Source organism: Sphingomonas melonis DAPP-PG 224 (assembly GCF_000379045.1).
GTDB lineage: Bacteria > Pseudomonadota > Alphaproteobacteria > Sphingomonadales > Sphingomonadaceae > Sphingomonas > Sphingomonas aquatilis.
Genome location: NZ_KB900605.1, coordinates 254,031 through 267,873 on the forward strand (window position 1 = coordinate 254,031; position 13,843 = coordinate 267,873).

Annotated in this window: 14 protein-coding genes; 6 read left to right on the top strand and 8 right to left on the bottom strand. The window is 66.2% G+C overall.

The window, feature by feature from the left end; genetic code table 11:
• The first annotated feature begins 75 nt into the window (after positions 1-75).
• From SPHME3_RS0101295 to SPHME3_RS0101305, 3 genes are all read left to right on the top strand, one after another.
• Complete coding sequence (locus SPHME3_RS0101295) at positions 76-447, top strand: hypothetical protein (protein ID WP_017977663.1); 372 nt, start codon at positions 76-78, stop codon at positions 445-447.
• A gap of 202 nt (positions 448-649) precedes the next feature.
• Complete coding sequence (locus SPHME3_RS0101300) at positions 650-889, top strand: hypothetical protein (RefSeq protein ID WP_017977662.1); 240 nt, start codon at positions 650-652, stop codon at positions 887-889.
• A complete protein-coding gene (locus tag SPHME3_RS0101305) occupies positions 886-1,836 on the top strand; it encodes an aldo/keto reductase (protein ID WP_017977661.1) in 951 nt (316 codons plus the stop codon). The genes SPHME3_RS0101300 and SPHME3_RS0101305 overlap by 4 nt, the downstream gene beginning before the upstream one ends.
• Positions 1,837-1,910: 74 nt before the next feature.
• Here SPHME3_RS0101305 and SPHME3_RS0101310 read toward each other — a convergent pair whose 3' ends face one another.
• The 5 genes from SPHME3_RS0101310 to SPHME3_RS20935 all read right to left on the bottom strand — a co-directional run bounded on the left by SPHME3_RS0101310 (position 1,911) and on the right by SPHME3_RS20935 (position 7,390).
• Positions 1,911-2,657: a hypothetical protein gene (locus SPHME3_RS0101310; RefSeq protein WP_017977660.1), complete on the bottom strand. Its 747-nt coding sequence runs from the start codon at positions 2,655-2,657 to the stop codon at positions 1,911-1,913.
• A gap of 312 nt (positions 2,658-2,969) precedes the next feature.
• The gene (locus SPHME3_RS0101315) at positions 2,970-3,236 is read right to left on the bottom strand and encodes a hypothetical protein (RefSeq protein ID WP_017977659.1); all 267 of its coding nucleotides are present in this window, start codon (positions 3,234-3,236) and stop codon (positions 2,970-2,972) included.
• Between the two features lie 634 nt (positions 3,237-3,870).
• Positions 3,871-5,463 carry an isocitrate lyase gene (locus SPHME3_RS0101320; protein ID WP_017977658.1) on the bottom strand — a complete coding sequence of 531 codons (1,593 nt, stop codon included), beginning with the start codon at positions 5,461-5,463 and terminating at the stop codon, positions 3,871-3,873.
• A 138-nt stretch (positions 5,464-5,601) separates the two neighbouring features.
• Positions 5,602-6,987 (bottom strand): helix-turn-helix domain-containing protein, encoded by a 1,386-nt coding sequence (locus SPHME3_RS0101325; RefSeq protein WP_017977657.1) that lies wholly within the window; start codon positions 6,985-6,987, stop codon positions 5,602-5,604.
• Between the two features lie 151 nt (positions 6,988-7,138).
• A complete protein-coding gene (locus SPHME3_RS20935) occupies positions 7,139-7,390 on the bottom strand; it encodes a hypothetical protein (protein ID WP_024310443.1) in 252 nt (83 codons plus the stop codon).
• Between the two features lie 77 nt (positions 7,391-7,467).
• On the opposite strand from SPHME3_RS20935, the gene SPHME3_RS0101335 reads away from it, so the two are divergent.
• Both SPHME3_RS0101335 and SPHME3_RS0101340 read left to right on the top strand, forming a co-directional pair.
• Positions 7,468-8,424 (top strand): cation diffusion facilitator family transporter, encoded by a 957-nt coding sequence (locus SPHME3_RS0101335; protein ID WP_017977655.1) that lies wholly within the window; start codon positions 7,468-7,470, stop codon positions 8,422-8,424.
• A 75-nt stretch (positions 8,425-8,499) separates the two neighbouring features.
• The gene (locus SPHME3_RS0101340; protein WP_017977654.1) at positions 8,500-9,171 is read left to right on the top strand and encodes a hypothetical protein; all 672 of its coding nucleotides are present in this window, start codon (positions 8,500-8,502) and stop codon (positions 9,169-9,171) included.
• Positions 9,172-9,394: 223 nt separating this feature from the next.
• On the opposite strand, the gene SPHME3_RS0101345 is transcribed toward SPHME3_RS0101340, so the two are convergent.
• Together SPHME3_RS0101345 and SPHME3_RS0101350 are read right to left on the bottom strand one after the other, a co-directional pair.
• Positions 9,395-10,045: a DUF4893 domain-containing protein gene (locus SPHME3_RS0101345; protein WP_017977653.1), complete on the bottom strand. Its 651-nt coding sequence runs from the start codon at positions 10,043-10,045 to the stop codon at positions 9,395-9,397.
• Entirely contained in the window at positions 10,042-10,827 is a 786-nt protein-coding gene (locus SPHME3_RS0101350) for a 3-hydroxybutyrate dehydrogenase (protein WP_017977652.1), read from the bottom strand. The genes SPHME3_RS0101345 and SPHME3_RS0101350 overlap by 4 nt, the downstream gene beginning before the upstream one ends.
• Before the next feature lie 101 nt (positions 10,828-10,928).
• Here SPHME3_RS0101350 and ypfJ point away from each other — a divergent pair, with 101 nt between their 5' ends.
• Positions 10,929-11,843, top strand: coding sequence for a KPN_02809 family neutral zinc metallopeptidase (gene ypfJ, locus SPHME3_RS0101355; RefSeq protein ID WP_017977651.1), 915 nt, complete (start codon positions 10,929-10,931; stop codon positions 11,841-11,843).
• 268 nt (positions 11,844-12,111) lie between these two features.
• On the opposite strand, the gene SPHME3_RS0101360 is transcribed toward ypfJ, so the two are convergent.
• Entirely contained in the window at positions 12,112-13,359 is a 1,248-nt protein-coding gene (locus SPHME3_RS0101360; protein WP_017977650.1) for an N-acetylmuramoyl-L-alanine amidase family protein, read from the bottom strand.
• Positions 13,360-13,843 lie beyond the last annotated feature (484 nt).

Here is a 13,843-nt window from a genome sequence, read left to right on the forward strand (position 1 = left end):
TGCGGTCAACGCGGACCGAAACGGTCGCAAAGGCGTTTGCGGCGGGTTAGACGTTTTACCTGGGAGACCCGATTCATGAAGCGCCTGCTGATCCTCGCCGCCCCGCTCGCCCTTGGCGTCGCCGCCTGCAGCCAGAATGCGCAGGACCAGACCGCCGAAGCCGGCAATGCGATCGCCGCCGATGCCGCCGCCACCACGCGTAACGCGGTCAGCGATGTCGATGCCGCCACCGACGAAGCCTTCGGCTCGGCCGAACGCCACCTCGACAATGCGGGCAACGCGATCGATCGCGCCGCCGACCGTGCCGACGCACGCGCCGATCGCGCCGGCGAAAACATCGACCGCGGCCTCGATCGCGCCGGCCGGTCGATCAGCAACGCCGCCGATCGCGCCGCCGACGCCACCGGCAACACGCTGGAACGCGCCGGCCGCGCATTGAAGGACTAAGACGAAGCGCCAGTCGGCCGTGCAGCCAATTCCTCCCCCGCCAGGGGGAGGTGGCGCCGCGGAGCGGTGACGGAGGGGGCGGTGAGCGAAACATCGGTTGGCGCTTCCTCTCCCTCCGTCATGCCTTTGGCATGCCACCTCCCCCTGGCGGGGAGGAATCAACATCAACCGCATCCAACACACCGGGGGAATTGACCGTCACATGTCGAACCGGATCGCCACGGCGCTCATCCCCCTGTTGCTCTTCGCATCGCTCGCCGCCTGTTCGGGCGGCAGCGACGATCCCCGCGCGGTGACGCCCGACGAAGCCGCGCAATTGAACGACGCCGCCGCGATGCTCGACGCGAACAGCATCGATCTCGACGCGGTCAGCGACGACGCCGCAAACGACACCCAGCCCGCCGCCAACCCGCCCGCCGCCAACCAAATGGACGCCTCATGACCCAGCTGCGCCGCCTCGGCTCCACCGACCTCCGCATTGCGCCGCTGGTGCTCGGCGGCAATGTCTTCGGCTGGACCGCCGACCGCGACGCCAGCTTCGCCGTCCTCGACGCCTTTGTCGCCGGCGGCGGCACGATGATCGACACCGCCGACGTCTATTCGGCCTGGATCGACGGCCACAAAGGCGGCGAATCGGAAAGCATGATCGGCGACTGGCTGCGCCACAGCGGCAAGCGCGATGACGTGCTCATCGCGACCAAGGTCGGCATGATGCCCGGCGAAGGCGGCGAAAAGCTCGCCCCCGCCCGCATCGTCGCCGCCGCCGAAGCCTCGCTCAAGCGCCTCGGCACCGACCGCATCGATCTCTATTACGCGCACCAGGACGACGACACAGTGCCACAAGAGGCGGTGCTCGAAGCCTTCGGCACGCTCATCGACGCCGGCAAGGTCCGCGTCCTCGGCGCCTCCAACTTCCACGCCGCGCGCCTCAAATCCGCGGTCGACCTCGCCAAGGCGAGCGACCTGCCCCGCTACCACGTGCTCCAGCCCGAATATAACCTCGTCAGCCGCCACAAATTCGAAGGCGAGCTGCAGGATTACTGCGTCACCGAAAACATCGGCGTCCTCCCCTATTATGGCCTCGCCTCCGGCTTCCTGACCGGCAAGTACCGCACCAAGGACGACCTCAGCCAAAGCGTCCGCGGCGGCCGCATGGGCGACTTGCTGGAGGGCAAAGGCGCCGCCGTCCTAGCCGCGATGGATCAGGTTGCCGACGAAACCGGCGCCACCCACGCCCAGATCGCGCTCGCCTGGCTGATGGCGCAAGAAGGCGTAACGGCGCCGATCGCGAGCGCGACCAGCGTCAAGCAGCTCGAGGACCTGCTACCGGCGATGGAGCTGGAGTTGAGCAAGGACCAGCTGGAACGGCTGACCGACGCGGGGGCGTAACGTCCTTAGGTAACAAGCTGACGCGCCATCACAGGCGCGAGCACCACGGCGTCCGCCCGACTCGAACGTAGTGCCTATCCTTCGCCCTCAATGGCTCCCGGCCACTCCATCGATATTGTGGCTAGCCGCTCCGTAAGCGCAACGGCTTGATCAAGCTCGGCATACGCCTCGATCATTCCGGAGTGGATGCGAGAACCCTGCAACATAGCCCCAGCCATCATCATGAGGTGCATCTTACGTTCAAGCCCACCTAGCTCGGCGTGTTGGGCGTCCATCTTGCCATTGGTCACGCCTCTTAGGATGGATAAACCAGTTACGTGTGACGATACTCCCGAGAGCAGTCTATGGAAGCCGTATAACTGATCGACACCGCCATGTTCTGCTAAGCTCTTCCAATCCAGCTTCGCGGCTTTGACGCCCTCCGGCAGGAAGGATTGTAGATAGCGGAGGGTAGCCTCGCCTTCCTTAACCGTATCTGTTGCTCCGTTCTCTCGATGTATTTTGATCTGGCCCTGAATTGTATGACAGGCATCCTTCTTCATAAGGAGCACGAAGTCATCTCGGAGTCGATAGTTTGCAGCGATACAGATTGCCGTCTCGACCGCCGACCGTAGGATGATGTTAGCTTCAAGGGAAAGGTGCAGATTATACAACGCGGTATACCCACGATGATTGCTCCATAGCCGCTTGTACAGCATGATAGAAAACATCTTTGGGTCGGTACTCAACCCCTCGATGTTGGTAGATATCTCCCAAAGTCTTACACCAAGATTGGTAATATCTCTGTAAATCGATAGCTCATCAATCGTTGGTTCAAGCATCAGCGATATTACCTAGAAGGAGGCTTCCCGCAGCCATCATGGAAAGCTAGTAGCAATATCTCTTCCCGCGTGCTCCGCCGCGTCCTTGATTAACGCATCGCCTAGGGCGACACAGCCGGTAGCATATACTAGCTTATAATTATCGTTTTTTGATCCCTTAAGGAAGGGAGCTAGTTTCAACAGGGAGTCCAGCAAAGTTGGATGCTCAAAGGTCAGTGGCAGCGCCCGATGAGCAAACACATTCCTGATGTCCTTGATCGCGTTAAGGCGTCCATGCATCATAGGGCCATAAATACCTATCGCCATGCCTAACTATATCTTGGCAGAAAAGGTAGAGAACGGCGCGCTAGGTCCAATGAACCACTCTCCCGCCAGCTTGGCTCCCGGATCAATTAAGCGGCATTTGATCGCTTGCGTAAGGTAGTGCTCAACCAAACCCCCGCCCATGATGGCACAACCCCGGTCATCGGCCTCGAAATGTAGCATCTTTAGATAAGCGGGCATGTCGGCCGGATCGGGTATCTCAGCCATAAGCTGCTGACGGGTCGGCTTCTTAACGCCACGAGCAGCCGTATGCATTGACCGGTCCTTGCCGCCTCCTGCCATCCGCTACTCCATGCGACCCGCCTACGGCCCTATTTTTACGAAGATATGCGTGAGGGCAATCAAATAGTCTTGAGCGACCATTTACCCCGTATACCCACCTGGCCCAGCCTCACACGATTATGACACGCCTAGCGCGACCTGCATTATCGCGCATGGTTCTCCATCCCTGCATAACGTGTCACAGTAACTAGATCATCGCGGGTCTGGCGCTGTCCAGAATACCCAAATGCCATTCACGACACTTGCGGTAGGTGCGAGACATAAGCCCATTTCGATAGGGCCCGACACTCCCGAATATCGATCGGCAGAGACCGATCTGAAGCGGCGCAATCCTCGGACTTCGAGCACGCAAAAGTTTGTCCTTTCCTACACGGAACAAATGTGGAACACTCAGCCCCACACCGACTCGGCGCACCGCTCTTTCTCTCCCCAACCGCGGGAATCGCATACACAAAACCGCCCGCCGGATAGCCCGGTCGGACGGTGATCGAGGCGCCATCCGGCACACGCGCCGGGGAAGGCTTTCGGGACGTTACGCACCGTCCACTTCGTCCACTTCCGCGGGGCAAAACGGCCCCCGCACCGTCAGGCACGGGGGCCGCGGGGGTTACGCCGCGAACTGGTTCATCGTGTTGTGGACGCCGCCGGCCTTCAGCGCGGCCTCGCCGGCGAAATACTCCTTATGGTCGTCGCCGATGTCGCTGCCCGACATGTTCTGGTGCTTCACACAGGCGATGCCTTCGCGGATTTCGCGGCGCTGCACGCCCTTGACGTAGCCGAGCATGCCCTCGTCGCCGAAATAGGCCTTGGCGAGGTTGTCGGTGCTCAGCGCCGCGGTGTGATAGGTCGGCAGCGTGATCAGGTGGTGGAAGATGCCCGCCCGCGCCGCCGCATCCTTCTGGAAGGTGCGGATGCGCTCGTCGGCCTCCTCCGCCAGCGGCGTGCCGTCGTAATCGACGCTCATCAGCCGCGCGCGGTCGTACGCCGACACGTCCTTGCCCGCTTGCGTCCAGGCGTCGAACACCTGCTGTCGGAAATTGAGCGTCCAGTTGAAGCTGGGGCTGTTGTTGTAGACCAGCTTGGCGTTCGGCACGACCTCGCGGATGCGGTCGACCATCGACGCGATCTGTTCGATGTGCGGCTTCTCCGTCTCGATCCACAGCAGGTCGGCGCCGTTCTGGAGCGACGTGATGCAGTCGAGCACGCAGCGGTCCGCACCGGTGCCTTCGCGGAACTGGAACAGGTTCGACGGCAGGCGCTTGGGCCGCAGCAGCTTGCCCTCGCGCGTGATGACGACATCGCCGTTGCCGACCTGGGCGACGTCGATCTCGTCGCAGTCGAGGAAGGCGTTATACTGGTCGCCGATGTCACCCGGCTCCTTGCTGAACGCGATCTGCTTGGTCAGGCCCGCGCCCAGCGAGTCGGTGCGCGTCACGATGATGCCATCGTCGACGCCCAGCTCTAGGAAGGCGTAGCGGCAGGCGCGCACCTTCGCCAGGAAGTCCTCGTGCGGCACGGTGACCTTGCCGTCCTGGTGGCCGCACTGCTTCTCGTCGCTGACCTGGTTTTCGATCTGCAGCGCGCAGGCGCCCGCCTCGATCATCTTCTTGGCGAGCAGATACGTCGCCTCGGCATTGCCGAAGCCCGCATCGATATCGGCGATGATCGGCACGACATGCGTCTGGTGGTTGTCGATCGCCTGGGTCAACCTCTGCGCCTCCACCTCGTTTCCGCTCTCGCGCGCCTTGTCGAGCTCGCGGAACAACAGGCTCAGCTCGCGCGCATCGGCCTGGCGCAGGAAGGTGTACAGTTCCTCGATCAGCGCGGGCACGCTGGTCTTCTCGTGCATCGACTGGTCGGGCAGCGGGCCGAACTCGCTGCGCAGCGCCGCGACCATCCAGCCGGACAGGTACAGGTAACGCCGGTCGGTGGTGCCGAAATGCTTCTTGATGCTGATGATCTTCTGCTGCCCGATGAACCCATGCCAGCAGCCGAGCGACTGGGTGTAGGCCGCCGGGTCGGCATCGTACGCCGCCATGTCCCGCCGCATGATCGCCGCGGTATAGCGCGCGATATCGAGGCCCGTCTGGAAGCGGTTCTGCAACCGCATACGCGCGACCGATTCGGCATCGATCCCGCCCCAGGTGGCGTGGCCGCCGATCGTCTGGCGGGCGGTGCCGATCTGCTGCTGGTAGGTCATGTCGCATATCCCTCGCTGTCTGGATGCGAGAATGTGTACAGACATTGACACGGCATTCGGAGGGAAATGCGCCGCAAATCGCGTGCAAACGTCACGCCATCAGCGTTAACAACTGTAACTTTGTATGATTATTTTCAGTCAGTCGCCGGTGAAGGTGAACCCCGACACGCCCCGATCCCGCTCGTTGATTAGCAGCGCCCGCCCCGCCGGCGGCGCCGACCGCTGCGGGCAATCGGTCCGCTGGCACGCCCGGCACCCCAGGCCGATCGGCGTCGCATCGCCCTTCAGGTCGATGCCCCGCGCCACCGCCAGCGCCCCGCCCAGCTCCGCCGCCACACCGATGCCGACCGCGAACTCGGCCAGCACGCCGCCATAGCGCCGCCGCTGCGGCGTCACCGTCCGCGCAATCGTCAGCCACCGCGCCCGGTCCTCGAGCTCCACCAGCTGCACCGCAAGGCTGCCCGGCCGGTCGAACGCCTGGTGCAACCGCCACAGCGGGCAGCGCCCCTCCGCCTCGGCGAGCGGCGATCCGCTCGCCCCGGAAAAGCGCTTCGAACACTGCCCGGCGCGATCGATGCGAATGAGGAAGAACGGCAGTCCCCGCGCCCCGACGCGATGCAGCGTCGTCAGCCGGTGCGCCACCTGCTCGAACCCCGCCCCGAATCGCCGCTGCAACAGCTCCAGGTCGTACCCCGTGCTCTCGCAAGCCCGCAGGAACCGGGCATAGGGCATCATCACCGCCGCCGCGAAATAGCTGGCGAGGTGCCGCCGGAACAACCGCTCCGCCGAGCGGTCGGCAAAGCCCGCCCCCTTGGCGAGCGCATCGATCTCGGCCCGCGCCTCGATCTGCGCCAGCTGATAGGCGGCGGCAAAGGTGCGCGACGCCGAATCAAGCACCTCGCTCAGCTGCAACTGCCGGGCATGCAGGTCCAGCCGGCGCAGCAGGTCGGGCATCACATCGACGGGCAGAATGCGGATCGTCAGCTGGTGCTTGACGCGCAACCGCTCGGCGATCGCGCCATACAGGTCGCCCGCCCCCAGCCGCAATTCGTCCGCCAGCGCTTCGGCCAGACTGTCGAGGTCCGCGAAATGCCCGCGCCACCGCTCGATCTCGCGCCGCACCTCCGCGACGGGGTCGGCGGCATCGCCGTCCCGCGCAGGCCCGGCGCCCAGCCGATCGTACGCCCGCGCAAACGCCTCCGCCCCGCCCGGCGCCCCGGCGAGCCATTCGGCGATCTCGTTGCGATCGATCTCCAGGTCGGCGAACAGCGGATCGGCCAGCCGCCGCCGCATCGCCGCTTCGCCCCCGCCCGGCTCGCCCGCGGTCAGCGCGCGCGGATCGAAGTCATACGATTCGGCCAGGCGGACGAGCAGCGCCGCCGACAGCGGCCGCTGGTTGCGCTCCACGAGGTTGAGATAGCTCGGCGAAATGCCCAGCACCTCGGCCATCGCCGCCTGCGTCAGCGCCGCCTGCCGCCGGAGCCGCCGCACCGCATGCCCCGCAAACAATTTACGCTCGGCCACGCCCCACTCCCCACGCCACACCTGCGCTACAGGATCGCAACCCCGCGCGCTTGTCACTTTGTTACAGCATTACGCGCCCGCTTGTCCATGTGGTGGACACCATGACCCCGCTGCGCATCCGGCCCCTCTCGCCGCACCCGCCCCCACCTAGCTAACGGAATTCTCGAAAGTTTCCTGGGGAGGAAAGGTGGCCGCCGGCATCTCGTATGCCGGCGGCCATTCCCGTTCCGGGGTCAGGCGATATGACCGCGAAACCCGTCCGCGAGCGCCACTTCTCCATCTGCCCCGACGCCAGCGCCAGCACGCCCGCAGGCAGGATGACGCCCTGCGCGCCATCGATGGCGACGACGCGCAATGCTCTCGCGGCTTGGATGTCGGTCGGCTTGTTCTTCGCCCAATTCATACCCTAGCCTCGGGAGCCGATCCACACGCTCGCGCGTACCATGCCCGCGCCATGCGTCGGCGCAACAGGGAGCGACAATGGCAGACGGGCTGACCGCGCGGATCCGCGAGAATATCGTGCTGTACGGAGCGCTCGCCGCCAATCTCGGGATCGGCGTCGCCAAGTTCGTCGCCGCGGGCATCACCGGTTCGTCGTCGATGCTGACCGAAGGCGTCCACAGCTGCGTCGACAGCGGCAACCAAGTGCTGCTGCTCTATGGCCAGCATCGCGCCAAGCGTGCGCCCGATGCCGTCCACCCCTTCGGCTACGGGCGCGAGCTGTATTTCTGGGCGTTCGTCGTCGCGATCCTGATCTTCGCGGTCGGCGCAGGCGTGTCGGTGTATGAGGGCTATCGCCACATCATCACGCCCGAACCGTTGCTCGACCCGCTGGTCAATTACATCGTGCTCGGCATTGCGATGGCGATGGAGGGCGCCTCCTGGTTCATCGCGATGCGCGAATTTTCGAAGGCGAAGGGCAAGGCCGGCTGGTGGCGCGCGATCCGCCAGAGCAAGGACCCGGCGGGCTTCATCGTGCTGTTCGAGGATTCGGCCGCGCTCGCCGGCCTAGTCATCGCCGGCGTCGGCGTGTGGGCGAGCCATTATTTCGTCGATCCGCGTATCGACGGCGTCGCATCGATCCTGATCGGTCTGATCCTCGGCCTCGTCGCCGTACTGCTCGCGCGCGAAGCCAAGGGCCTGCTGATCGGCGAGCGCGCCGACCCACAGGTGGTGGAGACGGTGCGCGAAACCATCGCGCGCCATCCCGCCGTCACCGCCGTCAACCACGTCCGCACCATCCACACCGCGCCCGATGCGATCTTCGTCGCTGCCAGCGTCGATTTCGACGATGCCCTTACGATGGGCGCAGCCGAGACGCTGATCGAGGAGTTGGAGGACGAATTGCGTGCCGCCGTCCCGCGGCTCAGCTCGATCTATATCCGCCCCGAAAAGCGCGAGAATGCCGCGACGCTCGCGCATCCCGTCCAGGCGTAGGGGGCGCGAAAATACCACGCCGCCTCAGTGTGATCTCCGTTGCCCAAGCCCCGCTGGCGCCTGTATCATCGGCACATGGTTCGATCCCTCCTCCGCCCGCTGCTCGCCACCGCGCTGCTGCTGTCCTCGCTGTTCGGTGCGGCGCCCGCCTGGGCGGCGGTGACGATCACCTTCTGGAGCCATGAACTCGGCAACAGCTTCCCGCACGCCTTCTTTACGCTGCGCGGGGTGCCGGATGCGGGCGGTGCGCCGGTCGACGCCAATTACGGCTTCACCGCCAAATCGGTCTCGCCCAAATTGCTGATGGGCACCGTGGCGGGGCGGCTCGACATTTCGAAGCCCTTCTACATCGCCGGCAGCGACGCGCAGTTCTCGGTCGTCCTCACTGACGCGCAATATAACGCCGTGCTCGGGCTGGTCGCGGCGTGGGACGAAAAGACCGGCGACGCGCATTACAATCTCAACCAGCGCAATTGCGTCCATTTCGTCAAGGAAGCCGCCCGCATCGCCGGCCTGACCGACCTCGACCGCCCGAAGCTGATGAAGAAGCCGCGGTCCTACCTTCAGTCGATCGCGGAGGCGAATGCCGGGCGAGTCACGGTGGTGAAGATGCACGGCAAGGCCTATCTCGCGACGCTGCCGCCGCTGGCGACGACGCCCGTGGTGGCACCGGCAGTGATGGCGGCGCCAGCCGCTCCGGTCGCGGCTCCTGCGACAGCGACGACACCGGTGACGACCGCACCATAAGCCCAAACCACCCCGTCACCCCGGACTCGTTCCGGGGTCCACTCTGCGGCGAGGGGAATGGCAAGAGGCTCCAGACGAGCCCGTGCTGCCCGGTGGACCCCGGACCAAGTCCGGGGTGACGTCGGGAGCTGGCGAGGGGGACAGCAAGACGCTCAAGCCTCGCCCGCGCGGCCCTGTGGACCCCGGAACCAGTCCGGGGTGGCGGCGTGGGGAGGAAAGGCCGCTACGCTGGCACGATCTCCATCACATCCAGCGTCGATTGAAACCCCGGGAACGGCAGCACCAGCCGCCAGCGCGCCTCACCGATCCGCTCGACGAAGCCTGCCATGTCGCGCCGCAGATCGCGGCCGTACGGCATCGGTCGCGCCTCGTCGCCGAGCGCCAGCGTGCCGAGGAAGATCGTCCGCGAATCGGTGCTGTCGAACAGCACGCCGCTCGCCCGCTGCACGCCGTCGGTGGCGAACTGGCGCTTGGGGCCCTCCCCTTCGACCCGGCACGCCGTCCAGGCGCCGCTCAGCAGCGCGCGCGGCGGCGGCGCGGTGCCGGCGAGCCGCTCGGCGCCGTTACCGCCCAGCCGATAGGTGCGGCAGCGATAGGCCCCGGGCTTCAGCATCTCGCCGCGGATCACCTGGTCGGGATCGAACAGCGCCGGGTCCGCCGACAGCACCGCTGCACCCGCCGGATCGGCACGCGCCTCCGCCAGCGCCTTCACCCAGGCGTCGCGCCATTCGCGCAGGCGCTGCCGGTCCTCCACCGTCGCCACCGCGCGCCAGTCGACTGCGGCCGTATCGGGGTCGCGCGCATGCGCCAGCGCCGCGCCTGCCAGCACCGTTGCGACCAGCGCCGTCGCCGTGCCCAGCCACAGGCCCCTCATGCGGCCGTCCAGCCGCCGTCGACCGACAGGTTGGCGCCGGTGATCGCCTTCGCCTCGTCGCGACACAGGAACAGCGCGAGCGCCGCGACCTGTTCTGGCGTCACGAATTCCTTGGTCGGCTGCGCGGCGAGCAGCACGTCGTTCATCACCTGCTCGCGCGTCAGCCCGCGCGCCTTCATCGTGTCGGGAATCTGCGCCTCGACCAGCGGCGTCCAAACATAGCCCGGCGAAATGCAATTGACCGTGATGCCGTGCGTCGCGGTTTCCAGCGCCAGCGTCTTGGTCAGGCCCGCGATGCCGTGCTTGGCCATCACATAGGCCGATTTGTTGGGGCTCGCGACCAGGCTGTGCGCGGACGCGGTGGTAATGATCCGCCCCCAACCCTGCCGCTTCATATGCGGCACCGCAGCCTTGGCGACATACCAGGCCGACAGCAGGTTGATGCGGACGATCGCTTCCATCTTGTCGTCGGGAAAGTCCTCGATCGGCGACACGTGCTGGATGCCGGCATTGTTGATCGCAATGTCGATCCGCCCCGTCTCGGCGACCGCGCGATCGATCAGCGCCGCGATCTGGTCGGGCTTGGTCATGTCCGCCGCGTCGTACAGCGCGGCCGCGCCGCTGGTCGCCGCCAGTTCGGCGCGGATCGCCTCGATGGCATCGGCATCGCCGAAGCCATTGATGACGAGGCTCGCGCCCTCTGCCGCCAGCGCCTTTGCATAGGCGAGGCCGATGCCGGAGGTGGAGCCGGTGATGACCGCGGTCTTGCCCTGAAGGATCATGCTACTCTCCTGATAACACGCCTGTCGTGGCGCCAAGCGCAGCCGGTTGCAACCGGGGGACGGGTTCGGGCATTCGTTACACACGCTAAACGGAGCCTGCCATGCGCCTCGACGATTTCGATCCCAATATTGACGTCGAGGACCAGGGTAACACCGGCGGTGGTGGCTTCGGCGGGGGCGGTGGTGGCGGCGTGCTGTTCGGCCTGTTACCGCTGATCGGCAGCCGTTTCGGCTGCGGTGGCATCGTCGTCGTATTGCTGCTGTTCGCCGTGTTCGGCGGGCTTGGCAACCTCGGCAGTCTCGTGGGCGGCGGAGGCGGCAGCGGCACGCAGGTGACCCGCAGCGCCCCGTCCGAAGGCCGCGGCGCGACTGCGGTCTGCTCATCCGACCCCGACAAGCGCGCCGCCTGCAACGCGTTCAGCTCGGCGGAAAATACTTGGGAAAAGATCTTCGCGCAAAGCGGCGAGCGCTTCCGCGCCCCGGGCCTCTCCTTCTTCAACCAGAACGGACGGTCGGGCTGCGGCGCCGCGCAATCGGCGATGGGCCCGTTTTACTGCCCGACCGACCAGCGCATCTATCTCGACACCAGCTTCTTCAACGAACTGGCCAATCGCTTCGGCGCCAAGGGTGACTTCGCGCAGGATTACGTGATCGCCCACGAATTTGGCCATCACATCCAGAACCTGCTCGGCACGTCGGACAAGGTGCAGCAGATCCAGCGCAGCAGTTCGGAACGGGAGGGCAATGCCGCCTCGGTCCGCCTCGAGTTGCAGGCCGATTGCTACGCTGGCGTCTGGGCAGCGCAGAACCGCAGCCGCATGGAGCCGGGCGATTTGGAAGAGGGCCTGACCGCCGCCGGCGCGATCGGCGACGACACGCTGCAAAAGGAAAGCCAGGGCCGCGTCGTCCCCGACAGCTTCACCCACGGCACCTCCGCCCAGCGCCAGACCTGGCTGCGCCGCGGCATCGAAACCGGCGATCCGGCGGCGTGCGACACCTTCTCGGGCGCGATCTGACGGAGATTCCAAACGGCGGTGAACGCCGCCACACCCGCCCCGTCATCCCCGCACAGGCGGGGATCTCCCGGTGACGGTACGCTTCGGGAGCCGCGAGGAGCTACCACCCTTCTCGACGGTCCGTCATTCCCGCGAAGGCGGGAATCCATAATCGCTACCGTTTATAAGGGAGTCGTCGCGGTAGCGCGTCTGGATCCCCGCCTGCGCGGGGATGACGGGGCGGGTGGGGCTTGCGGCCCTCCCGTGACACACGTCGCCCCGGCGCGCCCTACCGGCTCGCCATCTGCCGCGCGAAATGCACCTCGACCGCCTTGGTCACGCTTTCCGCGATCTTCTCCCGCCCTTCGCTGCTGTCGAGGAACGCCGCATCGCGCGGGTTGGAGATATAGCCCGTCTCGAACAAGATCGACGGCAGGTCCGGCGCCTTCAGCACCATCAGCGACGCCATGCGATGGAACACCGGCTTGGTCGGGATCAGCGGCTTGGCCTCGCGTCCCAGCAGTCGCGCGAAGTTCGCGGACGTATTCATCGTCTCGCGCTGCGCCAGGTCGATCAGGATCGAGGTCACGTCCGCGCCCGCATCGCCCAGATTCACGCCGGAGATCACGTCCGCCTTGTTCTCGCGTGCCGCCAGCCGCGCGGCTTCCTTGTCGGACGCGACTTCGGACAAAGTGTAGACCGACGCACCGCTCGCCTCCCCGCTGCCGACGCTGTCGCAGTGGATCGAGATGAACAGATTGGCCTTCAGCCGCCGTGCGATGCCGTAGCGTTCGCGCAGCACAAGGAAGCGGTCGTCGTCGCGCGTCAGCGCCACGCGCACCCGCCCGGTGGCGAGCAACTGGTCGCGAATCGTCCGCGCGATGCGCAGCGTCACGTCCTTTTCGCGCAGCCCGGTCACCGGGTTGATCGCGCCCGGATCGACGCCGCCGTGCCCCGCATCGATCACCACAAGCGGCCGGTTGTCGTCGCCGCGCACCCTGGGCAGCGGCAGGCCGCGCGCCGGGGGCGGCACCGGCACCGACACTTTGTACTTGGGTCGTGCCGCCCAGCCGCCGATGTCGAAGGACAGGAAACTCAGCGGCCCGGCCGCCCCCGCCGCCGCGAAGCGCGCCGCGCTCGCCGGCTCGATCGACAGCACCAGGCTGCGGCCGTCCTGCTCGAACGACGCATCGCCGATGATCGCGGGCCGCGCGAGGTCGAACAACAGCCGCGTGCCCGCGCCCTGCCGCAGCTGGGTGACGCCGCTCACCGGCCCGCCGCCGCGCGCCCGCGCGCCAGGCACGGCATCGGCGATGTCGACGGCGATCTGGCGGCTGGCCGACAGGATCTCACCACTCGCATCCGCGACCGGGCCATCGAAGCGGATGACGATCCGCCCGTCCTGCACCGCGACGCTACGGATCATCGTCGCCGCCCAGGCGGGCGCGCTCGTGAACCATCCCGCAATCAGGGCGAACAGCGTCAGCACACGGCGTCCTTGCCGCGACAGGCGTACGCGGGTCCAGCGAAAAGCCATACACAACCCCTCGGGCGATTCTGAACGCGATCGCCACGGGGCCGTTGTGACCCACAGGGTGCCAACAGGGGGTTGCCCGGCAAGGTTAATCCGGAATTCGGCACGATTTTGCCGGCCGATACGGCAAGTTCCTGCCAGTTGCGGTTCGCGCAGGCCGATGCTACCAACGGACTGCACCCGTGCGTCGCCCGTGAATACAGATCGGCGATGCGCCGGTTCTCGCGCCGTCCTGGCGCGGTCTTAACCAGGTTGACGCTCGCATGACGCACTTTTCCACCGTTCGACACCGCCCGGCCTCGGCCGGCGGCGTGTCGGGCGTGCGGGAGGGCCGTGCCCCCCGATGTGCCGGGCGAGCAGACGCATCTTTGCCACAAACCCGCGCCGGTCCGCCCGGCGCCACCTATCAACGCGCGTGCGCGCCCTGCCGCCCGGTCCGTCACGGACCCGCCGCCGGAGCGCCACGCGCGCGGAGACTATTCAATGA